The sequence below is a fragment of the Dyadobacter sp. CY327 genome, assembly GCF_021390415.1.
Lineage (GTDB): Bacteria > Bacteroidota > Bacteroidia > Cytophagales > Spirosomataceae > Dyadobacter > Dyadobacter chenhuakuii.
In genome coordinates, this window is record NZ_JAJUXJ010000001.1 from 1,371,033 (window position 1) to 1,391,643 (window position 20,611).

21 protein-coding genes are annotated in these 20,611 nt (G+C 44.8%); 14 read left to right on the forward strand and 7 right to left on the reverse strand.

Annotated features, from left to right (window positions below):
- Positions 1 to 81 precede the first annotated feature (81 nt).
- On the forward strand, positions 82 to 858 hold the full coding sequence (locus LZG74_RS05775) for a LexA family transcriptional regulator (protein ID WP_233795639.1): 777 nt from the start codon (positions 82 to 84) through the stop codon (positions 856 to 858).
- 13 nt (positions 859 to 871) lie between these two features.
- Here the strand turns inward: LZG74_RS05775 and LZG74_RS05780 are convergent, their stop codons facing one another.
- The 3 genes from LZG74_RS05780 to LZG74_RS05790 all read right to left on the reverse strand — a co-directional run bounded on the left by LZG74_RS05780 (position 872) and on the right by LZG74_RS05790 (position 3,082).
- Positions 872 to 1,033, reverse strand: a complete 162-nt coding sequence (locus LZG74_RS05780) for a PIN domain-containing protein (protein ID WP_310589301.1) — start codon at positions 1,031 to 1,033, stop codon at positions 872 to 874.
- Positions 1,030 to 1,236, reverse strand: a complete 207-nt coding sequence (locus LZG74_RS05785; protein WP_233795640.1) for a hypothetical protein — start codon at positions 1,234 to 1,236, stop codon at positions 1,030 to 1,032. The genes LZG74_RS05780 and LZG74_RS05785 overlap by 4 nt, the downstream gene beginning before the upstream one ends.
- A 64-nt stretch (positions 1,237 to 1,300) precedes the next feature.
- Positions 1,301 to 3,082 carry an ABC transporter ATP-binding protein gene (locus LZG74_RS05790; RefSeq protein WP_233795641.1) on the reverse strand — a complete coding sequence of 594 codons (1,782 nt, stop codon included), beginning with the start codon at positions 3,080 to 3,082 and terminating at the stop codon, positions 1,301 to 1,303.
- 243 nt (positions 3,083 to 3,325) lie between these two features.
- On the opposite strand from LZG74_RS05790, the gene nusB reads away from it, so the two are divergent.
- The 6 genes from nusB to coaE all read left to right on the forward strand — a co-directional run bounded on the left by nusB (position 3,326) and on the right by coaE (position 6,967).
- Positions 3,326 to 4,492, forward strand: a complete 1,167-nt coding sequence (nusB, locus tag LZG74_RS05795; protein WP_233795642.1) for a transcription antitermination factor NusB — start codon at positions 3,326 to 3,328, stop codon at positions 4,490 to 4,492.
- A gap of 36 nt (positions 4,493 to 4,528) precedes the next feature.
- Complete coding sequence (locus LZG74_RS05800) at positions 4,529 to 4,831, forward strand: YtxH domain-containing protein (protein ID WP_026632678.1); 303 nt, start codon at positions 4,529 to 4,531, stop codon at positions 4,829 to 4,831.
- A gap of 10 nt (positions 4,832 to 4,841) precedes the next feature.
- Positions 4,842 to 5,282, forward strand: a complete 441-nt coding sequence (locus tag LZG74_RS05805) for a DUF1573 domain-containing protein (RefSeq protein ID WP_233795643.1) — start codon at positions 4,842 to 4,844, stop codon at positions 5,280 to 5,282.
- 51 nt (positions 5,283 to 5,333) lie between these two features.
- Positions 5,334 to 5,636 (forward strand): preprotein translocase subunit YajC, encoded by a 303-nt coding sequence (gene yajC / locus LZG74_RS05810; RefSeq protein ID WP_233795644.1) that lies wholly within the window; start codon positions 5,334 to 5,336, stop codon positions 5,634 to 5,636.
- A gap of 87 nt (positions 5,637 to 5,723) precedes the next feature.
- Positions 5,724 to 6,338 carry a hypothetical protein gene (locus LZG74_RS05815; RefSeq protein WP_026632675.1) on the forward strand — a complete coding sequence of 205 codons (615 nt, stop codon included), beginning with the start codon at positions 5,724 to 5,726 and terminating at the stop codon, positions 6,336 to 6,338.
- A 26-nt stretch (positions 6,339 to 6,364) separates the two neighbouring features.
- A complete protein-coding gene (gene coaE / locus LZG74_RS05820; protein ID WP_233795645.1) occupies positions 6,365 to 6,967 on the forward strand; it encodes a dephospho-CoA kinase in 603 nt (200 codons plus the stop codon).
- Position 6,968: 1 nt separating this feature from the next.
- On the opposite strand, the gene LZG74_RS05825 is transcribed toward coaE, so the two are convergent.
- The 4 genes from LZG74_RS05825 to LZG74_RS26485 are packed head-to-tail and all read right to left on the reverse strand — an operon-like array spanning position 6,969 to position 10,194.
- Positions 6,969 to 8,735 carry a DNA polymerase III subunit gamma/tau gene (locus tag LZG74_RS05825; protein ID WP_233796331.1) on the reverse strand — a complete coding sequence of 589 codons (1,767 nt, stop codon included), beginning with the start codon at positions 8,733 to 8,735 and terminating at the stop codon, positions 6,969 to 6,971.
- A 35-nt stretch (positions 8,736 to 8,770) separates the two neighbouring features.
- Positions 8,771 to 9,610 carry a family 16 glycosylhydrolase gene (locus LZG74_RS05830; protein ID WP_233795646.1) on the reverse strand — a complete coding sequence of 280 codons (840 nt, stop codon included), beginning with the start codon at positions 9,608 to 9,610 and terminating at the stop codon, positions 8,771 to 8,773.
- Positions 9,603 to 9,758 (reverse strand): hypothetical protein, encoded by a 156-nt coding sequence (locus LZG74_RS05835; RefSeq protein ID WP_233795647.1) that lies wholly within the window; start codon positions 9,756 to 9,758, stop codon positions 9,603 to 9,605. The genes LZG74_RS05830 and LZG74_RS05835 overlap by 8 nt, the downstream gene beginning before the upstream one ends.
- Positions 9,745 to 10,194 (reverse strand): DUF6934 family protein, encoded by a 450-nt coding sequence (locus LZG74_RS26485; RefSeq protein WP_409014435.1) that lies wholly within the window; start codon positions 10,192 to 10,194, stop codon positions 9,745 to 9,747. The genes LZG74_RS05835 and LZG74_RS26485 overlap by 14 nt, the downstream gene beginning before the upstream one ends.
- 126 nt (positions 10,195 to 10,320) lie before the next feature.
- Here LZG74_RS26485 and LZG74_RS05840 point away from each other — a divergent pair, with 126 nt between their 5' ends.
- From LZG74_RS05840 to LZG74_RS05870, 7 genes are all read left to right on the forward strand, one after another.
- A complete protein-coding gene (locus tag LZG74_RS05840) occupies positions 10,321 to 11,325 on the forward strand; it encodes a GSCFA domain-containing protein (RefSeq protein WP_233795648.1) in 1,005 nt (334 codons plus the stop codon).
- Positions 11,326 to 11,433: 108 nt separating this feature from the next.
- Positions 11,434 to 12,540, forward strand: coding sequence for an Mrp/NBP35 family ATP-binding protein (locus LZG74_RS05845; protein ID WP_233795649.1), 1,107 nt, complete (start codon positions 11,434 to 11,436; stop codon positions 12,538 to 12,540).
- A gap of 66 nt (positions 12,541 to 12,606) precedes the next feature.
- Positions 12,607 to 12,864, forward strand: coding sequence for a NifU family protein (locus tag LZG74_RS05850; RefSeq protein ID WP_026632669.1), 258 nt, complete (start codon positions 12,607 to 12,609; stop codon positions 12,862 to 12,864).
- 164 nt (positions 12,865 to 13,028) lie between these two features.
- Positions 13,029 to 14,738 carry a D-alanine--D-alanine ligase gene (locus LZG74_RS05855; RefSeq protein ID WP_233795650.1) on the forward strand — a complete coding sequence of 570 codons (1,710 nt, stop codon included), beginning with the start codon at positions 13,029 to 13,031 and terminating at the stop codon, positions 14,736 to 14,738.
- Between the two features lie 88 nt (positions 14,739 to 14,826).
- Positions 14,827 to 17,517 carry an MGH1-like glycoside hydrolase domain-containing protein gene (locus LZG74_RS05860; protein WP_233795651.1) on the forward strand — a complete coding sequence of 897 codons (2,691 nt, stop codon included), beginning with the start codon at positions 14,827 to 14,829 and terminating at the stop codon, positions 17,515 to 17,517.
- 49 nt (positions 17,518 to 17,566) lie between these two features.
- The gene (locus LZG74_RS05865) at positions 17,567 to 19,330 is read left to right on the forward strand and encodes a phospho-sugar mutase (protein WP_233795652.1); all 1,764 of its coding nucleotides are present in this window, start codon (positions 17,567 to 17,569) and stop codon (positions 19,328 to 19,330) included.
- A gap of 129 nt (positions 19,331 to 19,459) precedes the next feature.
- Positions 19,460 to 20,611 carry a carboxypeptidase-like regulatory domain-containing protein gene (locus tag LZG74_RS05870; RefSeq protein ID WP_233795653.1) on the forward strand — a complete coding sequence of 384 codons (1,152 nt, stop codon included), beginning with the start codon at positions 19,460 to 19,462 and terminating at the stop codon, positions 20,609 to 20,611.

Consider the following 20,611-nt stretch of genomic DNA (forward strand, 5'->3'; position numbering starts at 1 on the left):
ATTAAAAAGGAAATATTCCAAAAAATATGTATCTTTGCTTGTGATAAGGAGTTACAGATTTTTTGACCTGATCATTCGGCTATGCAGATCGACGAGGAATTCAAGCGTTTTAAACAAATAAGGGAAGAGTTGAATTTGACCCAGTCTGCGTTTGCAGACGAGCTGGGCATAAGCGCGACGACCGCTGACATTGAGCGTGGGCGGACGCGGATTCCCGGGCAGGTTGTGAAGGAATTGTTGCGAAAATATAGCATTAATCCATTATGGCTTTTCGGCGATAGCAAACAGAAATATTTACAGCCGGACAAGTTGCTGATGAGTCCCAGGGTTGTGACCGTGGATAATGCTGGCAAAGACAACATCGTGCTGGTAAGTGCCAAAGCGGCAGCCGGGTATCCCAACAACATTGGGGATGCACAATGGTTTGAAACATTGCCGGCCTTTTCTATCCCGCTGCCCGAATTCCGGAATGCTACATTCCGAGGTTTTCAGGTGGAAGGCGATAGTATGTTGCCGGTGCTGCATTCTGGCGAATGGATCGTCGGGAAGGCGCTGGATGATTGGGAGGACGTGAATCCGAAGCAGATCTACGTTGTTGTGACAGTGGATAGTATTTTAGTGAAAAAAATACAGCAGGAAAGTCAGTCAACGTTTATCAATCTAATTTCTTCAAACCCGGAATACAGCCCTATTAAACTGGATAGGAGTGAGATCAAGGAAATCTGGATTGTTAGTAGTAAACTGACTTTTGACCTCGAAGCGGATAACAAGCAAGTGAGTTTGCTGACTTTACATTCAGAAATGCGCGAATTGAAGGAAGAGATGCGGAAGCTGGTAAAAGATGTAGTGTCGAAGTAATGTTGCTTTTGATTTATTGATCGTAAGGATTTATCAATGTTAGCCCGCTGATATTCGAAAAATCCTTAGTGTTTCGTGTCACCAACGTAAGATTATACACCATTGCCGTTGCAGCAATAATCGCATCGGGAAGTTTAAGATTATGCAGTTTTCGAATTTCTGCTGCTTTTATTATCCTGCTCGAAGTTCATCCAGATGAGTGTCAACATCTTGGATAGACTGTTTTGACATTCCTCCTTTATATTGAGCAATTTGCAACCTATCTGCTGGCGCGTTCCGCTCTTCCTTCCTTAAACTGATCAGTTCAAGGCGCTCCATATCCATTAAAAGATTGAGCGCTTTTTCATTAATTATGTCAACTGTGATGGTCTGTCTCATAATCTTGCAAGTAAAGCACCATAAATATACAAATATCCAGCAATTATTGTCGCAGAGGCCGCATTTACGCTTCTTCCGCAACTAACTGCTTCTCATACAGCTCTTTATACGCCTTGTTGAGGGCCATGAGTTCGGTGTGGGTTCCTTGTTCGATAATTTTTCCTTCGTCCAGCACCACGATGCGGTCGGCGAGCTTGGCGGAGGAGACGCGGTGGGAGATGATCACGGAGGTGCGCTGATCCATGATGCGTTTCAGGTTGTTAAGGATAATGTTCTCCGTGTTGGTGTCGACGGCGGACAAGCAGTCATCGAGAACGAGGATTTTTGGGTCCCGTGCGATGGCTCTGGCAATGGATAGGCGCTGTTTTTGACCTCCGGAAAGCGTTATGCCGCGTTCGCCGAGCAATGTTTGATAACCCTGCGGGAAGTCTTTAATGTTATTATACAAGTCGGCATCCTTAATGGCTTGCTCAATTCGTTCAAACGGCATATCCGTTGTTCCGAAGCGAACATTGTTCTCAATCGAATCGGAGAAAAGGAACACATCCTGAGGCACGTAGCCAATTTGCCGGCGATAAGCATGCACATCGTAGTCCTTCATTGGAATGTTGTCGATCAGGATTTCACCTTCGGTCGGATCGTAAAGACGGCCCAGCAGATGGGCCAGCGTGCTTTTTCCAGAACCCGTAGTTCCTAGAATTGCTACGCTTTCACCCGGTTTTACCTCTAAATCAAAATCGTGCAATGCCTTTATACCAGAATCCGGGTAAACGAAGCCTACATGTTTGAATGTGATCGCGCCTTCGAGTGCTTTCTCGATATTTTTGACCGAAACCAATGTCGTTTTTTCATTTAAAAACTCATTGATCCGAGTTTGTGAAGATGCCGCCCTTTGGATCTGACTCGTTGTCCAGCCGAGCGCCATCACGGGCCACGTCAGCATATTGACATATAAAATAAACTCCGTAATGTTCCCAGGCGTAAGGTTCCCATTGATGATTTCCTGCCCGCCGACGAAAATGACGAGAATGTTACTCAGCCCGATCAGCAATACAATTACAGGATAAAAGAAGGCGTCGACCTTGGTCAGGCTCAATGATTTCTTTTTAAAATCTTCCGCCTCTCTTTCAAAATTCGTATATGAATGTTTCTCCTGAACAAAGGATTTAATAACCCTTATCCCTGAAAAAGCTTCCTGCACGTAAGTGGACAGTCCGGAAAGCTGCTTCTGGATTTCCTGGGAGCGTTTCATGATCATGCTGTTCACAATGTAAACGCTGATCGAAAGCACCGGAAGCGGCAGCAGCACAAATAGAGTAAGCTTCGTGCTCACGGAGAGCATGTAGGAAATGACCAGAAAGAACAGGACGATAAGGTTGATGCCATACATTAATGCCGGACCGACATACATGCGGACATTGCTCACATCCTCGGAAATCCGGGCCATCAGGTCGCCTGTGCTGTGGCGGCGGAAGAAGCTGGCTGGTAAGGTTTGGTAATGCTGGTAAATGTCATTTTTGAGCTCAAACTCGATATGCCGAGACATAACGATGATCGTCTGCCTGACAAGGAACAGGAAAATCCCTTTCAGAAGCGCCATAGCAAGGATTAACAAGCCATATAGCAGGATGCTGAACGCGAAAATGTCATACATCTCAGTCTGCAAAGCGGCGCCGTTGAACAGATAATAGATATCCAGCGTCTCAATCACCAGATCCAGCGCGTAACGCACAAGCTGGGCAGGGATTATTCCAAAAAGGTTAGAAATAATTGTAAAAATGGTCCCAAGGATCAGATACCACTTGTATTTCCATAAGTACTGGTTGAGGTACTTTAATGCTTTCACTATATCTTATTTTAACTGCGGATTTTCCCAAGCCAGACAGGCGATAACTAACCAACATCCTATCGTTTCAAAACGTTGCAAATTTAAAAGACGGCATTTCATTTTTTCGATTCTAAACAAAATAGTCTATTTTTGCGGTCAATTTTAAACGAAAAACGCAGGGGAAAGTATTCAAACGGCCCTGCCAAATACAGATACGTTCTTTGATTTACTGTACCTTTTATCCAATTAGTGTTCCGGCTTATGCTGAATAGAAGATTATTAAGAACTAAGGCGGTTCAGGCGCTTTATGCCCGTCAGCTTACAAGAGATGCCAATCGTTTACTGGCCTTAGACCACATTGAAGCGGCTTTTCAGCCGGATCTTAATTCCATGGAATTTCAGGACCGGGCGAAACTGTCGGGAATGAGAAAGCTTGCCGGAATGACCCTCGATGAATTTATAAAGCACGGAAAGCCGAAGGAAGATGAAGAACTTCCTGAGCAGGTGATCAGAGTGGCGCGTAGCGCTTTTGAGGCATACAGCAGACAAACAACTTCCGATGGGGAGAAAATGGTTCGCCGGGTTTTGAATGAAACGGAATCCATTTACGTGGATTTCATCCGGGTTTTATCCATGTTAATAGAGCTTTCGCATCAGGCTAAAATTGACCGCGAAAGAAGATATGACGATCCTGAGGCGCCTTTTCCTAAGGATGCCGGACTCGATACGAACCGGGTTATCCAGGTTTTGATTGCTGATAAAACGCTTGAAGAAGAAATTATCAGGAACGGGATCAATTGGAGTAATGAAATGAACCTGATCCGGAAAACCTATCGTGAAGCACTGCGTAAGGACGAGGAATACACAGCTTATTGCAAAAACGCATCGCATACGCCGGAAGAAGATCAGGCCATTGTACAACACGTTTTGCGGCAAGTTATATTAAAGCATGAAGTGCCCCTGGACTATCTGGAACAGCGCGATCTTTACTGGGTAGATCACAGCGAACTGATCAGGAGCCTTGCTATCAAAACATTAAGATCAGCAGATAACAGCGCAACATTTGAAATTTCTCCGTTGACAAAAGATTGGGAAGAAGACCGGTTTTTTGTTGAGGAACTTTGCAGGATTGTTGTTGAGGAGAGTGACCAGTATGATGTTTATCTGGATGAGCACCTGAAAAACTGGGAACTTGACCGGATTGCATTGGTTGATCTGATCATTCTGAAAACGGCGCTTGCCGAGCTGATCCATTTCCCAGGAATTCCTGTTAAAGTAACCATCAACGAGTTTATTGAAATTGCAAAAAGGTACAGTACGCCAAAAAGCGGTAAGTTTGTAAATGGTGTCCTGGACGTGCTTTCGGTTAAACTGGCCAAAGAAGGCGTGATCAGAAAAAGCGGACGCGGACTGATAGATAACAAATAGGCTGAGCACAATAATTACAGCTAAAAACCAAAAGTCATGAGTAAAACGAGCAATAGTTTAATCGCATTTTTAACCGGTTGTGTCACTGGCGCTGCTCTCGGGATCCTCTACGCACCTGATAAAGGGGAGGTTCTGCGTACGCAATTGACATATAGATTGTCTAAATACAGAGAAAAATTACAGGATGTTATAGATGATCTTGTTCAGAAAAAAGACCAGCCTGATAACTTCACAAAGACTGAGGGCGAGCGTGTTGTCAATGATGCACGCGAAAAAGCAGAAAAGTTACTTGAAGACGTAGATCGCCTGATGGCACAAATCAAAGGTCAGACCAGCTGATTTATTTCATATGAAAATACGGTCATTGGGTTTCTTATTGGGAGTTGCATTACTACTTTCCAATTGTTCCAAAAGCGATAATAAAGAAGATTCAAAACAGGCAGACTCAAAGATGCCTGTTTTTACTTTGAGCGATAGTTCAACATTTGAATTCGGGACAATTCAGGAAGGGGAGATTGTCGAACATGATTTCAAGTTCCGGAATGATGGCGAATATCCTTTGATCCTCAATAATATAACTTCATCTTGCGGCTGCACCACGCCGGAGTGGCCGAAAGATCCCATTGGTCCGAAGCAGACTTCCAGCATTAAAGTCCGTTTTGACAGTAAAAATAAAACTGGCCCGCAGGTAAAAACCATAACGGTTTATGCCAACACGGAGCCGGCTTACACGGAGGTCAGGCTGAAAGGAATTGTAAATGCAGCTTCCAAGCCTGATACACTCAACTAGCTTTCTCTATCACAACCGAAAGGTTAACAACTTACTAATCCGTTCATTATAATGAAATTTTCGATTTTAGCACAAGCAGCAAGTGGCGGTTCAGAAGCCATGATTTACCAGGTCGTGATGTGGGTTGGTATCATTGGTGTATTCTATTTTTTCATGATCCGTCCGCAGCAAAAGAAACAAAAAGAGCAAAAAGAGCTTCTTGGCAATCTTAAAAAAGGAGATCAAGTCGTTACAATAGGAGGGATCCACGCGCGGGTTTATACTGTTGAAGACGCCATTGTTACGCTTGAACTGGATAAAGGAGTGAAGCTTACAGTGGATAAGTCAGCGGTTGCGCGTACTATTGCAGGGTAAAGTCATGTTATGAGTAACGCACCATCAGGCCAGAATAAAGTCAAGACCTTTTTTGTATGTATTCTGGCAGCCTCGTTTTTTTGGTTAATGAATGTATTGAACAAGGATAATTATTCGATTAAGCTTAATTATCCGCTGGACATCGAATACGATTATTCGGCTTTTGTTCCTATGCAGCCATTACCAAAACGGATTTCCGTGAATGTCTCGGGCGACGGCTGGACGCTGCTGCAAAAATCCTGGCTTAATTTCAATGCTAATCCCGTGGTTTATAAGGTCAACAACCCCAATGAGGCAAGTTTCATCAACTCGACCACATTGACGGACCAGATCACGGAATTGTTCCCGAACCTGCACGTGAATTATGTCATTGCGGATACATTCGAGCTCAATTTCGAGCGAAAGATCAGGAAGATCATTCCTATCCGGGTGGATAGCGCGGCCATAAATATCCGGGATGGTTACGTTATTTCGAGCATTATTAATGTTTCCCCATCGCTTATATCTGTCGACGGGCCCGTTTCGTTGATCAAGACTTATCCGGATACGATCCGTGTCAGCGTTCCTACGCCCAAGATCCAAAACAACTTTGACGAAAGCCTGCCCATCCCGCTGCCGGTTTCGCCGTTGGTAGAGGTTAGTCATCGGGACGTTTACATCAGTTTTGAGGTGGCGCAGTATCTCAATGTGATCACGCCGTAAATTCATCATTCACGTCATTTTCCGTCATGTCACTTCCCCTTCAAGTTGGAATTACCGGCGGAATCGGCTCTGGGAAAAGTGTTGTCTGTAAATTGTTTGCCTGCCTGGGCATTCCCGTTTACAATGCAGACAGCCGGGCCAAATGGCTCACCAATCACAATCCCCAGATCATTGAAAGTGTTGTCTCGCTGTTAGGAAAAGAATCCTACACCAGCGAAGGACATTATAATACAGCATATGTTAGCTCGCTGGTTTTCAGCAATGAACATTTACTCAAAAAACTGAATGCAATCATTCATCCCGTCGTCATGCAGGACACCGCAGATTGGGTTGAAAATCATGCAGGATCGCCGTATGTTGTAAAGGAAGCAGCCATTATGAATAAGGCTGGCGACCGCAATGCACTGGATTATGTGGTTGTGGTTGAAGCGCCATTGGAATTGCGGATATCCCGAATCCTGCAAAGGGACAATCGCAGCGAGGACCAGATCAGGGCCATTGTAAAGAGACAGGTTTCGGACGACGAACGGAGAATGGTCGGCAATTTTTTTGTCAATAATGACGAAAAATCAGCTCTGATTCCGCAGATATTGAAGCTTCATGAAATTTTCCTGACGGCAAGAAGCTAAATTAGAAATCTACATCTAATCCCAAAGCTTGTTTCAATTCCAGGAGATACGGATTTTTCTCCGCCATAAAATTAAATTTTTCTGCCGGGGTGTAAGGAAGCCTGTTCACTTCCTGCGGCGCCACGCGCGGGTTTATTTCCAGCCTCGGTGCATCAATGCGACTTTTTAGATAGGTTAGCAGTTCATAACGCACATTCGCCATTGCTTCCAACTGGTGCGTGTTGTCCAAAGCGATTTCAATGCTTGTGCCTTCCAGTTTGAATTCTTTGTTCAAACTGATTTCTTCCGTTGTTGAGTTACCTGCTATCCTTCGCTTTTCGGCGAATTCATACCAATGCGTTTGCAGCGTTTCGAATGTTAGTGTCTCTTTTCTTACATTGGTTTGCGTGGCCGCATAACCGTTCTCCACCTCGCTACTTGGCTTTTCTTTAACTGCTGTATCTGCAACCGCCGCTGTGGGACTTAATGCAATCGTATTTTTGAGACGCGAAGGGGCCTGTACAACTGGCTGGGCAACGCGCGCTGGAGCCTCGGTATGATTTCCATTTAAGGACAAACCATTGCTGGGCGTTTCAATGGGCGTTGCAGGGGCAGTATTTAAAGGTTTTAGCTCAGGCTCAACTTTTTTTTTTGCCGTTTCATCAACGGCGGCAAGAGAAGAAAGTTGAAGGACATGGGGCAGATTGGCAAGCTTCATCAAACAAAGCTCCACATGCAACCGCTGGTTTTTCGCCGATTTATAATTGATATCACACTGGCTGGCAATGCTTAGCGCAGACAACAAAAAGCTCATATCCGCCAATGCCGACTGCTGCTGATATTTCCGTTCGGCCGACTCCGAAACCTGTAAAAGTGTTACAGTCTGCGGGTCTTTGCATACCAAAAGATTGCGGAAATGTTCCAAAAGGCCAACCACGAACAGATGACCGTCAAAGCCTTTTCTCAAAATTTCATCAAATAAAACCAGCGAGCGGGCAATGCTGCCCGAAGTCAGCGCATCTGTGATTTTGAAATAATAATCGTAGTCCAGAATGTGCAGATTTTCCAGCACAGCTTCATAAGTAAGCTTGTTATCTGTCGAAAATGTCACATTCAGGTCAAACATCGAAAGCGCATCCCGAAGACCGCCATCAGCCTTCTGGCCGATCAGCTCCAATGCTTCTTTTTCTGTTTCGATACCCTCTTTCTGCGCTATATCTGACAAATGATAAGCAATGTCTTTCGGCTGAATGCGGTTGAAGTCGAAGATCTGGCAGCGTGAAAGAATGGTTGGCAGAATTTTATGCTTTTCCGTGGTCGCCAGGATAAAAATGGCGTAACCAGGCGGCTCTTCCAATGTTTTCAAAAATGCATTGAAGGCAGCTTGCGAAAGCATGTGCACCTCATCAATAATATAGATTTTGTATTTCCCGGTTTGAGGCGGGTAACGAACCTGGTCTATCAGGTTACGGATATCTTCAACGGAGTTATTGGAAGCAGCATCCAGTTCATGAATGTTGAATGATGCATTGTTTTGAAAACTGACGCAAGATTCGCATTCGCCGCACGCTTCCACATCGTCGCCAAGGTTCTGGCAGTTGATGGTTTTGGCCAAGATCCTTGCGCAAGTTGTTTTTCCAACCCCTCGCGGTCCGCAAAAAAGGAAAGCCTGCGCCAGGTGATTGGTGCGGATTGCGTTTTTTAAAGTTGTAGTGATGTGTGACTGGCCAACCACCGAGTCGAAAGTGACGGGACGATACTTTCTGGCCGAGACAACGAAATTATCCATAGCGCAAGATACTTCCATGCGCTCGAATTTCAAAGCTACTTTTTCTCGACAAGCGGGTAAACGCGCACGTAATCGACCTCCATTTTTTGAGGGAAAATGCTGTCATCCACGCCTTTCTGTCCGCCCCAGTTGCCTCCGACAGCCATATTTAAAATTAAATGAAAAGGTTTATCAAAGGGCCATTGAGCCCAGTCGTAGCCAGCTTCTTTATTAAAAGTAAAATAGTCTTTGCCGTCCAACAGGATCTTTACGCTTTCGGGCGTCCATTCGCAGGAGTAAATGTGGAACTCATCCGAAACCGTTTCAACGACGACATTATTACCCTTATTCGTCTTAATAGCATGGTTAAAAGCCTTGGTATGAATGTTACCATGAACCCGGTTCTGGTCAAAACCTACGTGTTCCATGATATCAATCTCACCATTATCCGGCCAACCCTTATTTCCATAGCTGTTTCCGCTCGCCAGCATCCATATCGCAGGCCAGGTGCCGCGGCCTTTCGGAAGCTTCGCACGAATTTCGAATTTGCCATAAGTAAAATCCCCCTTACCCTTCGAAACCAGCCGCGCCGAACTATAATCAGCCTTTCCCGACTTTCCTTTAACAGCCTCAATGACTAGATGCCCGTTTTCCACTTTGGCATTTTCGATCTTATCCGTATAATTCTGCAACTCATTATTCCCCCAGCCTTGATCCCCCAGGTCATAGCTCCACTTCTTCGGGTCAGGCTTACCAGCGTAATCGAATTCATCCTGCCAGGAAGGGGTGGAGGCGAAATTGTATTTGGAAGAGGTTGCTGATGTGGTCGCAGGCTGAGCACAGCAATAGAGAAGGCTCGACAGCATGAATGCGCCAAATAGTAAGGGTTTAATCATTCGAGTGTATTGATTTGCCTTTTCTAATGCGCTCTAACTGCGCTGGATCCATTTTCCTTAGCATTGCATTTACCTCGTCAAGCTTCTTTTTTACGATCTGCTCACCTGTAAGCTTCGCAGCTTTGTCGTCTTCTTTAATTCGTGTCATGTTTTCTTCTGATTAGATAAAAATGATAAGAACTATTGCTTGTAAATGGATAGAGCACGCTATCTATTACGCCTAAAATTTCGAAAGAATTATGGAAGGCATGTAATTCTCTGGTAATGATCATGCTGTACAACCTGTGCCGTTTAGGATCACTTCCTCGAAAGACAACGTTGCTACCTGGGTTTCTCTTAAAAAAATCAGTTATAATTTTTATCGTCGTTGCCATAACTGTTCGGAAATCCTTATTCTTTGTTTCCGTTATGTCACAAAGTTCACCGTCTGATAGAAGATCAAGAAGGGCTAAGTTGTAAACTGTCTCGTCATCGGATTGCCTTACTAAAACAACCTTTTTTACTCGCTTTTCAGCACTGACGCTTACAAATTCATACCGCAACTCGTGCTGGGCAAGCGTAAAGGGGTAGAAGGTTTCTTGCATTAAAGAAAATGTATAGTGTGTAATTTATCCCAAACATAATCCTTTTCTCTAATTTATGAAAACACATTAATTGCCCTAAACCGGGCAAATACTTGTAATTTTGCGATTGATACATTTTATAGGTTAATGATGGAAATTAAGCTTAGTACGGAGGTTGGCATCACTCCATCGGATTGGAAAATTGGCCATCATTCCAGGATTGCGACAATCGGTTCTTGTTTTGCAGATGTGCTTGGTAGTCAGCTTAGCGGGTATAAATTTCCGGTTTTGAATAATGATTTTGGAACTGCATTTAATCCGCTGGCCATTGCCAAAATTTTAGATATTACGCTGGAAGGTAAGGAGCCTAATCAAGCATTGTTTTTAGAGAATCCGGATAAGATCTGGCTTCATCATGATTTCCATTCATCGTTGTACGGACATGATAGGGAGGCTTTACATGCACAGTTGACAGATAAATTGGTGTCTGCAAGAGTCTTTTTGAAAGAAGCGGATGTTCTGGTAATCACTTTCGGAACTGCGTTTGCTTACCGGCATAAGCAGACGAATCTGATCGTTGGCAATTGCCATAAGCAGCCAGCCGACCGTTTCCTGAGAGAGCTGCTTCATCCCGATCAGATCATGATCGCTTATGATCAGCTGATCCAAAAATTGCAGTCTTTCCAAAGAAATCTCAGGGTGATATTGACGGTCAGTCCGGTGAGGCATACACGGGATACGCTGCCGCTGAACCAGGTTAGCAAGTCAACATTGCGGCTGGTTTGTCACCGGTTATCCGAAAAATACAAGCATGTCGAGTATTTTCCTGCTTACGAAATCATGATGGATGAGCTGCGTGATTACCGGTTTTATGAGGAAGATATGATCCATCCGACCAACGTTGCAGAAGATTACATTTTCAATGCTTTCGCTAAAACTTACATTGAACCCAGCGCCCGGAATCTTATGAAAGAATGGGACGCTATACGCCAAATGACGCAGCACAGGCCTTTGCATGGGGTTACGGAAAGTCACCGGAAATTGCTGAAAAACGTGTTGTCAAAATTAAAAGCGCTGTCATCGCAAATTGATGTAACCAAGGAAATTGCGGAAACAGAAGAGAAAATCCATGAATTTTCAGATTTGAGATAAACTCATTGGGAATAATTCGTGTTGCATAATATTCAAGTATAGAATCAGATATTTTTAAGTTTCCGGGGCTTCATAAGGCGTAACAATCGAGAGGTCTTAACCAGTATAATGGGAGAATTTACAATTAATAAGGAGAAAGTTTTACAGGCGCTCAGCACTGTTGAAGAACCGGATCTCAAAAAGGATTTGGTGACGTTGGGTATGATCCAGGACATTGAAATCGGGGTGAATCAGGTAAGATTTACAGTTGTTTTGACAACCCCTGCCTGCCCTTTGAAAGAGCTGATCCGCAGAAATTGCGAGGCAGCCATTCACGAGCATTTAAGTCCGGACGTCGAGGTTGTTATCAAGCTTACAGCCAATGTAACTTCAACGCGTCAGTCCGGGCCGGTTATTCCGGGCGTGAAGAATGTGATCGCTATTTCTTCCGGAAAAGGCGGCGTGGGTAAGTCAACAGTCACTGCGAACCTTGCTATGGCGCTACATCGTTCGGGCGCTTCGGTCGGCATTATTGATGCGGATATTTTTGGGCCTTCGATCCCGGTAATGTTTGGTGCAGAGAATATGCAGCCTACCATTACGCCGAAAGACGGTAAAAACTTCATTAACCCGATCCGCCAGTACGGGATCAAAATGATCTCCATCGGATTCCTTACTCCTCCTGATAGCGCGGTCGTTTGGCGTGGGCCGATGGCCAGCCAGGCTTTGAAGCAATTTTTTGCAGATACGGACTGGGGCGATCTGGATTATCTTTTGATCGACCTTCCTCCCGGCACCAGCGATATACATTTAACATTAGTGCAAACAGTGCCCGTAACCGGAGCGGTGATCGTTACCACGCCTCAAAAAGTGGCACTTGCTGATGCTATCAAAGGTTTGCAAATGTTCCGCCAGCCGCAGATCAATGTGCCGATTTTGGGTGTAGTTGAAAACATGTCCTGGTTTACGCCGGAAGAAATGCCTGATCATCAGTATCATATCTTCGGAAAAGGCGGAGGTCAGCTGCTTGCAGATAAGTTTGATGTTCCTTTATTAGGTCAAATTCCTTTGGTACAAGGCATTAGGGAGGCAGGTGATGAAGGACGCCCGGCTGTTATGGATATGAATCCGATTGTGAATGATGCTTTCCGTGATGCAGCTGAGTCGTTGGCGCAGCAGGTTGCGATCAGAAATGCTACAAAGGAGAAAACGCAGCCCGTTGAAATCCAGGCTTAGCATTATATGTTAATGATTTGATTTTTTGAATATATTCTTGCACCTTAGCAAATAGATTTTTTAACAATGGATTCAAAAGAAAAAATAATAGAGCTCATCGAGCAGGCACTCGATACGGTACGACCTTATTTGCATGCAGACGGTGGAGATGTGAAATTTGTGGAATTGACTGATGATCTGGTCGTTAAATTGGAGTTGCAGGGCTCTTGCCAAAGCTGCCCTATGAGTGCAATGACATTCCGCGCAGGTCTGGAAGAATCCATTCGCAAAGCTGTTCCTTATGTTAGCAAAGTTGTTTCTGTGAATGTCCCTGAATTGGCTTAAAATAAGCCGGTTTTATAACCTTGTTTTTGTCAAAAGCAGCTTTTCTAAACGGAAAGCTGCTTTTTTATTTAAAATTTTCGGGCATTTCAGCCAGAAATTGATTCGTCCCGATTAGTACGTTATATTGCGCGTAAGATTTAGAAGATTTTACCTGACATTTAAATATGCGTATCGGAATTTTTTTCGGAGGACCTTCCCGCGAAAGGGAAATTTCATTTGCTGGTGGAAAAACTGCTTTTGAATACCTGGATAAATCACTTTTTGAGCCAGTTCCGGTCTTTGTGGATAGTTTCGGACGTTTTATCCTGCTGGAAAAACCACTTATGTATGCCAGTGAGATCAGGGAGTTCTATCCGTCGCGAAGCATCCAGCAAACTGTTTTTAAAACCTATATAGAATCGCATCCAGAACTCGCCAACGAGTCCGTTCCTTCCGAAATTGGGGTAGAAATATCTCCTGAACAATTCAAGCAACATTTCGATTTCGTATTCCTGGCCATGCATGGCCCTGATTGTGAGGACGGTGCAATTCAGGGTTTGTTGGAATGGTATAAAATTCCTTACAGCGGGCCCGGTTTAATGGGTTCGGCAGTCGGAATTGATAAAATTCTTCAAAATGAAATGATCACATTGGTGAATGGTCAGCAGAAAAAGAGCTGGACATTGCGTTATGATCAATGGATTCCAAATGAGTATCCAATTCTTTTTCAGGTCCTTAAAAAACATTTAGGACTTCCGTTGGTCATTAAAGCGCCGCATCAGGGCTCGTCTATCGGCGTTGCTATTGTAAAGGATGATTCTTTGGAAGAATTTATATCAGCAGTTAACCAATGCTTTTTCCAGGTGGAGCTCGATGGCGCGACCTGGAATGCGCTGGGCGGATCCGAAAAACAGGCTTGGGCACAAAAAGTGGCAAATCTTGATGAGGGAATCGGGTTTCCGCTGGTTTTGAATGGTGAAATGATATATCACCCGGCAAAGCTGATCGATGTGCTGGACAGCTATTTCTCAACAGCAAATGAACCTGCTGTTCTCAGCAGTGCTAATGGTGAAGACCAGGTTTTAATAGAAGAGTTTGTCAGCGGGCAGGAGTTTTCCTGCGGCTGCATCCAGCTTGATAATGGGAAACCGTTGGCCCTGCCGCCCAGCGAGGTGATCAAAATGGTACAGGTTTTTGATTTTAATGCAAAATATAAGCCCGGAGCGAGCCGCAAACGCATTCCGGTTGACACAACGCTTGAACTGAATCAGGAGATCCAAAAGGTGATAGCGACCGTTTTTGAACAACTGGGCATTGATGTTTGCGTCCGTATCGACGGATTTCTGACGCCAGAAGGCACCATTGTGCTCCATGACCCTAATACGATTCCCGGAATGTCACCTACATCATTCATCTTCAAGCAGATGGCTGAAATTGGGCTGAACGTGACGCATGCGCTTACCTATCTTGTGAGGCAGTCGATCCGGGAAAGGATCCGTTCCGGGAAAAATATCTGGCAATTAAGGACTTTGCTGGATGGTCTTGATGCGAAAATTAGAGCAGAGAATGCTAAAAGCAAACCTTCGAAATTTATCGTATTTGCTTCAACTGATGAAGATTATAGAGCAGCACGGTCAAAATACGGCAGGATGAATGCGGAAGGAGAAGTGAAGCCAATTCCAGTCCTTCATGCTTCGGATGGAAAATATTATGTGTTAACCAATCCGCTGATGTTCAAGGAATATGTAGCGGATGTGGAAGCATTGTTGCACACGGAACGCCATCCATTATTGACCGAAACGGCGCAGAGGGCAGCTGAAACGACTGCATTTTATGCAGGCAAAGTAAACTATCAGGTAAGCGTCTACAATGACCTGGAATCACTTGCAGTTTGAGGTGAAATTTGCTGATCGGTGATGATTTGCCGATTAAGTTTTTAGTTTTACACAGAGATTTTCATTCCTTTCAGAAAAATATAAATTAATGGCACACGGCGCGGAAAAAGTAAGACTAAGCCTGCAAAAAGAGAATACAGGGTGGAAAAAGTGGGGACCTTATTTGTCTGAACGCCAGTGGGGAACGGTTCGTGAGGATTACAGTGGAAATGGTGATGCCTGGAATTATATCACCCACGAGATGGCACTCTCAAAAGCTTATCGCTGGGGGGAGGACGGAATCGGAGGTTTTTCTGACAATAAGCAGCATATATGTTTCTCGTTCGGGTTTTGGAACCATAAAGATAAGATCCTGAAAGAAAGGATTTTTGGCCTCACAAATCGGGAGTCCAATCATGGCGAAGACGTGAAGGAAATGTACTATTATCTGGATAGCACACCTACGCACTCTTATACCAAAATGCTTTATAAATACCCGCAGAACGCTTTCCCTTACGAAAAGTTACGTCAGGAAAACGGCCGTCGCGGGAAGGAAGATCCGGAATATGAAATCATGGACACAGGCGTGTTCGAGAATGATGAGTATTTCGATATTTTCATTGAGCATGCCAAGGCCGATGAAGAGGACATTATGATGAAGGTAACGGTTTTCAACCGCAGCGACCAGGATGCTCCTATCACGGTTTTGCCAACGATCATGTTCAGAAATACGTGGTCGTGGGGATACGAGGCTTTCAATTATAAGCCGATCATGAATGGTATTTCGAACCGTTTGATAGAGGTTACGCACCGTAAACACGGGAAATACAACCTGTATCTGGATGGCGCGGACGAACTGCTGTTCTGTGAAAACGAGACCAATTTCAAGAAACTATACGGAACTGCGAATAATACAGCCTATCCGAAAGACGGGATCAACGACTACATTGTCAGCAATAAAAAGTCCTCGACCGTAAATCCAAACAACATTGGAACGAAGGCAGCAGCCCGTTTCACACGGACCATTAAGGCTGGCGAAAGCACTACATTCAGATTAAGGTTTGTAAACCATACGATTTCAGAACCTTTTGGCGGCTTTGAAGATCTTTTTGCAAAAAGGATCAGGGAGGCGGACGAGTTTTATGACGATTTGCAGCGCGATGTGGCAGATGCCGATCTGCGATCCATTCAGCGGCAGGCGTATGCAGGCATGCTTTGGAGCAAGCAGTTTTATTATTACAATGTTTACGAATGGTTAAAGGGCGATCCGGCGCAGCCGGGGCCAAATCAAGGCCGAAAATGGGGGCGGAATTCCGGGTGGAAACATTTGTATGCGGCTAATATTATTTCGATGCCGGATAAGTGGGAATATCCATGGTTTGCTGCATGGGACCTTGCTTTTCACTGTGTTCCGCTGGCCAGGGTGGATGCGGATTTTGCCAAAAGACAACTTGAAATATTACTTCGGGAGTATTATATGCACCCTAACGGGCAGATTCCTGCCTATGAATGGAATTTCTCGGACGTTAACCCGCCGGTGCACGGCTGGGCAACGTGGAAGGTGTATGAGATTGATCGTGAGCAGAATAACGGAGTAGGGGACATTGAATTCCTTGAAAAAATATTCCATAAGCTGCTCCTGAACTTTACCTGGTGGGTTAACCAGAAGGACGATACAGGCAACAACATTTTCAGCGGCGGCTTCCTAGGCCTGGATAATATCGGAGTTTTTGACCGGTCGACGCCAATGCCTTTTGGCGGAAAATTGCAACAGGCCGACGCCACAGGCTGGATGGCAATGTATACGCTGAATATGCTTCGTATTTCGGTGGAAATCGCCCTTGTGCACCCGGTTTATCAGGATATGGCTTCCAAATTTTTCGAGCACTTCCTGCACATTGCGGGAGCTATGGAGTCCATAGGAGGCAAAAATTCTTCGATAAGCCTTTGGGATGAAGAAGATCAGTTCTATTATGACGTGATCCACATTCCGAATGGACAGAGTATATTGCTGAAAGTGAGGTCAATAGTGGGGCTTATCCCGCTTTTTGCAGTTGAGATTCTTGATCCGCAAAACCTCGATAAAATGCCTGTCTTCAAACGGCGTGTAGAATGGGTTTTGGCAAACAGACCGGATCTGGCGAGGCTGATATCACGCTGGTTTGAGTCCGGTAAAGGGGAAAATCGCCTGCTATCCATCCTGCGTGGTCACCGGATGAAAATGATCATGAAGCGGATGCTGGATGAAAATGAATTTCTTTCGGACTATGGCGTTAGGGCTTTGTCTAAATACCATGAAGAAAATCCGTATAAATTTTATATCAATGGTGAGGTGCTGCAAGTGGATTATACTCCGGCTGAGGCACTTACCGACATTATGGGTGGGAATTCCAACTGGCGCGGGCCAATTTGGTTTCCTTTAAATTACCTCATATTTGACTCCCTGATGAAATTCCATGCTTACTATGGCGAGGATTTTATGGTAGAATATCCAACCAATTCCGGCAATCTTGCGACGATTAAGGAAGCAGCTGTTGCCATTGCATGCCGATTGATTGATATTTTCAAAAAGGATGCAGACGGAAACCGGGCCGTGTATGGCGTTGACCAGAAAATGCAGAAAGACCCGAATTTCAATGAACACATTCTTTTTTACGAATATTTTCATGGAGATAATGGTCGCGGTTGCGGCGCAAGCCATCAGACAGGCTGGACCGGGCTTGTAGCCGAGCTCATCCACAAAACTGCTAAGGAAACGGCCAGGCAACCCGAAAAAGAAGAGCTGGAAATCAGTAAGTAACTCAACAATCCATAAAGTATATTTTCAATTAATTCCATCCAATCAACTTATGACTGCAAAATTGGAACCTAGTGTAATGACCAAAGTGAGCAGCTGGCTCAACGGTGATTATGATATCGATACCAAACAATCCATTCAGCAATTAATCGATGAAGGAAACGATACTGAACTGACAGACGCATTTTATAAAGACCTGGAATTCGGGACGGGCGGGCTAAGAGGCCTTATCGGGATCGGTTCCAATCGCATGAACCGCTACACAGTGGGCACCGCGACGCAGGGTTTGGCAAATTATCTGAACCAGGCATTTCCAAATGAAGAAATAAAAGTGGCAATTGCTTACGACAGCCGCATTAAATCGGATGAATTTGCCAAAATCATTGCTGATATTTTTTCTGCAAATGACATCACCGTTTATCTTTTTGAAGCGCTTCGTCCTACGCCCGAGCTATCGTTTGCGATCCGCTTGCTGGGTTGCAAAAGCGGTGTGGTTGTAACGGCTTCGCATAATCCGAAAGAATATAATGGCTACAAAGCATACTGGGATGATGGTTCTCAGGTAGTTGCACCGCACGACACGAACATTATCAACGAGGTGAACGCAATCACTTCGATTGATGACGTGAAATTTGACGGCGATGCGTCGAAGATCATTAAGATCGGTGCGGATGTTGATGAAAAATATATGGATCATATTCTGTCGCTCTCCATTTCAAAAGGTGCTTTGGAGCGTCAAAAAGGCCTTAAAATAGTTTATACGCCATTGCACGGAACCGGGGTAACATTGGTTCCTGCGCTTTTGGCCAAAATGGGTTTCGAGGCGGTTACTGTGATTGAGGAGCAGGCAGAGCCAAAAGGAAACGGCCAGTTTCCAACGGTGGTTTATCCAAATCCGGAGGAAAGTGAAGCCATGTCCAAGGCGGTTGAGAAAGCCAGGGAAATTGATGCAGACCTGGTATTGGGAACCGATCCGGATGCAGACCGTGTAGGAATTGCGGTGAAAAACCATCATGGCGAAATCCAGCTTTTAAATGGTAACCAGACTGCCAGTGTGCTGATCTATTATCTTTTGAATGCGTGGAAAGATGCCGGCAAGCTTACAGGAACCCAGTTTGTTTGCAAAACCATCGTTACTACCGACTTAATTGATAAAATGGCGGCAGCGTACGATGTGAAATGTTATAACACGCTGACCGGTTTCAAATACATTGCACAGGTTATCCGTGAAAAAGAAGGCATTGAGCAGTTCATCGGCGGTGGTGAAGAAAGTTATGGTTACCTGATTGGCGATGCAGTTCGTGACAAGGATGCGATCGCTTCCTGCGCCATGATCGCGGAATTAACTGCTTATGCGAAGGATAAAGGGTTGAGCCTGTTTGATATGTTGATGGAAATCTACAAGCAATTTGGTTTCTATTATGAAGGACTCATTTCTTTAACCAAAAAAGGAAAAACCGGAGCTGATGAAATCCAGCAGATGATGGCCGATTTCCGTGCCAACCCGCCTAAAACATTGGCAGGCTCGCCTGTAATCAGAATGGATGATTACAAAGCACTGAGCACGGTAGACTTTACCAGCGGCACCACGCATTCAATTCCATCGGGGGAAATGGGGATCGAACCATCTAATGTGCTTCAATTCTTCACCGAAGACGGAACGAAATTCACATGCCGCCCATCCGGAACGGAACCAAAAATTAAGTTCTACGTAGGTGTTCGCGCTGCACTGGAGAAAAACGAAGATTTCGACAATGTATATGCCAGCCTGAAAGCAAAAGTGAGCGCAATAGGCGAGGAGCTTGGGTTGAAATAATTCGTTTATAAATAGAATTGAAGAGGCTGTTCCCTGGCGGAGCAGCCTTTTTTTTGCCTATTTCAGCAAACAGCGCGCCCGTATGCGTCCGTCGTTTTATATTTGAAGTAAAAGTGCAGGATTCTGACAATGCTCGTGATTAATAATTTGCTTAAACCTAATGCCTTATATCGTTTTTGGTTGACGGTCGTCATCGCCGTTTGCAGTCTGTGCCATGTATATGCGCAGCAAGGGGGAATGGTTACGCTTACTGGAAAGGTGACCGACGAGAAAACGGGTAAGCCACTTCCGTTTGCCAACGTTTTTATTAATAATTCCACCATAGGAACGAATGCGGACGAGAATGGCAATTACCGGCTGACGAATTTGTCCATTGGTAATCTCGAAATGGCAGTTTCGTTTTTGGGTTATGAGACTGTCAAACAAACATTGCGGTTTGAGCATCCGGGAGTGAAGACTGTCCTTTTCAAACTGAGGGAAGGAATGGAGCTGCAAGGCGTTACGGTTTATGCTAAAAAGAATAAAAAACGAGAGCGGAACTTGAAAATTATCACCCGAGAACTGCTTGGAAACAGCCGTTTTAGCAAGCAATGCAGGATCGTTAACCCGCAGGTTTTGCGGATTTCCGAGGACGATGACAAGCATTTAACTGCGCAAACGACCAAGCCGCTGATCATTGAAAACCTTGCATTAGGTTATCGCATTCATCAGGATCTGGACGATTTTGATTATTTCAACGGAAAGCTATTCTATGGTGGCAGCACGAGATTTGAGCTGCTGGTGCCGAAAGACAGCATACAGAAAAAACAATGGCGCGCTAACCAGAAGATCGCTTATCAGGGCTCTGTGAAGCATTTATTGTCGAGTATGGTGTCGGACAGTTTGCAGGAGGAGGGTTTCAAAGTATATCAGGCAATTCCCGATTCCATGCGCAGGTTCAACACGGTGCGGACACAAAATGGCTACAACACCATTGCCAATCATTTGCATAACCGCATTGAGCAGATCCGCGGCATGCGGCTCATCCGGCCGGGAGAGTTGGTGACGGAGCGGCTGGTCGTGTCGGGCACGCAGTTAGAAGTTTTTTATATGAAGAAAAAGGGAAGATCGCCTTATTCGGACATGCCATATGCTTACACGCAAATCACACTGCCACAGGGATATATGGTCATTACGCCTTCGGGATGGGTTTCTATTCCCATGGGATTTGAGATTGCGGGCGACCTGGGTAACGATCGTTTCTCATCCCTGCTGCCAGCAGACTGGAAAAGAGACGATTAG

Bases quoted from the DNA above. Each gene is read 5' to 3' on its own strand.
- LZG74_RS05775 (WP_233795639.1), top strand. From the start codon at position 82: ATGCAGATCGACGAGGAATTCAAGCGTTTTAAACAAATAAGGGAAGAG.
- LZG74_RS05785 (WP_233795640.1), bottom strand. From the start codon at position 1,236: ATGAGACAGACCATCACAGTTGACATAATTAATGAAAAAGCGCTCAAT.
- nusB (WP_233795642.1), top strand. From the start codon at position 3,326: ATGCTGAATAGAAGATTATTAAGAACTAAGGCGGTTCAGGCGCTTTAT.
- LZG74_RS05800 (WP_026632678.1), top strand. From the start codon at position 4,529: ATGAGTAAAACGAGCAATAGTTTAATCGCATTTTTAACCGGTTGTGTC.
- LZG74_RS05805 (WP_233795643.1), top strand. From the start codon at position 4,842: ATGAAAATACGGTCATTGGGTTTCTTATTGGGAGTTGCATTACTACTT.
- yajC (WP_233795644.1), top strand. From the start codon at position 5,334: ATGAAATTTTCGATTTTAGCACAAGCAGCAAGTGGCGGTTCAGAAGCC.
- LZG74_RS05815 (WP_026632675.1), top strand. From the start codon at position 5,724: ATGAATGTATTGAACAAGGATAATTATTCGATTAAGCTTAATTATCCG.
- coaE (WP_233795645.1), top strand. From the start codon at position 6,365: ATGTCACTTCCCCTTCAAGTTGGAATTACCGGCGGAATCGGCTCTGGG.
- LZG74_RS05825 (WP_233796331.1), bottom strand. From the start codon at position 8,735: ATGGATAATTTCGTTGTCTCGGCCAGAAAGTATCGTCCCGTCACTTTC.
- LZG74_RS05830 (WP_233795646.1), bottom strand. From the start codon at position 9,610: ATGATTAAACCCTTACTATTTGGCGCATTCATGCTGTCGAGCCTTCTC.
- LZG74_RS05835 (WP_233795647.1), bottom strand. From the start codon at position 9,758: ATGACACGAATTAAAGAAGACGACAAAGCTGCGAAGCTTACAGGTGAG.
- LZG74_RS26485 (WP_409014435.1), bottom strand. From the start codon at position 10,194: ATGCAAGAAACCTTCTACCCCTTTACGCTTGCCCAGCACGAGTTGCGG.
- LZG74_RS05840 (WP_233795648.1), top strand. From the start codon at position 10,321: ATGATGGAAATTAAGCTTAGTACGGAGGTTGGCATCACTCCATCGGAT.
- LZG74_RS05845 (WP_233795649.1), top strand. From the start codon at position 11,434: ATGGGAGAATTTACAATTAATAAGGAGAAAGTTTTACAGGCGCTCAGC.
- LZG74_RS05850 (WP_026632669.1), top strand. From the start codon at position 12,607: ATGGATTCAAAAGAAAAAATAATAGAGCTCATCGAGCAGGCACTCGAT.
- LZG74_RS05855 (WP_233795650.1), top strand. From the start codon at position 13,029: ATGCGTATCGGAATTTTTTTCGGAGGACCTTCCCGCGAAAGGGAAATT.
- LZG74_RS05860 (WP_233795651.1), top strand. From the start codon at position 14,827: ATGGCACACGGCGCGGAAAAAGTAAGACTAAGCCTGCAAAAAGAGAAT.
- LZG74_RS05865 (WP_233795652.1), top strand. From the start codon at position 17,567: ATGACTGCAAAATTGGAACCTAGTGTAATGACCAAAGTGAGCAGCTGG.
- LZG74_RS05870 (WP_233795653.1), top strand. From the start codon at position 19,460: ATGCTCGTGATTAATAATTTGCTTAAACCTAATGCCTTATATCGTTTT.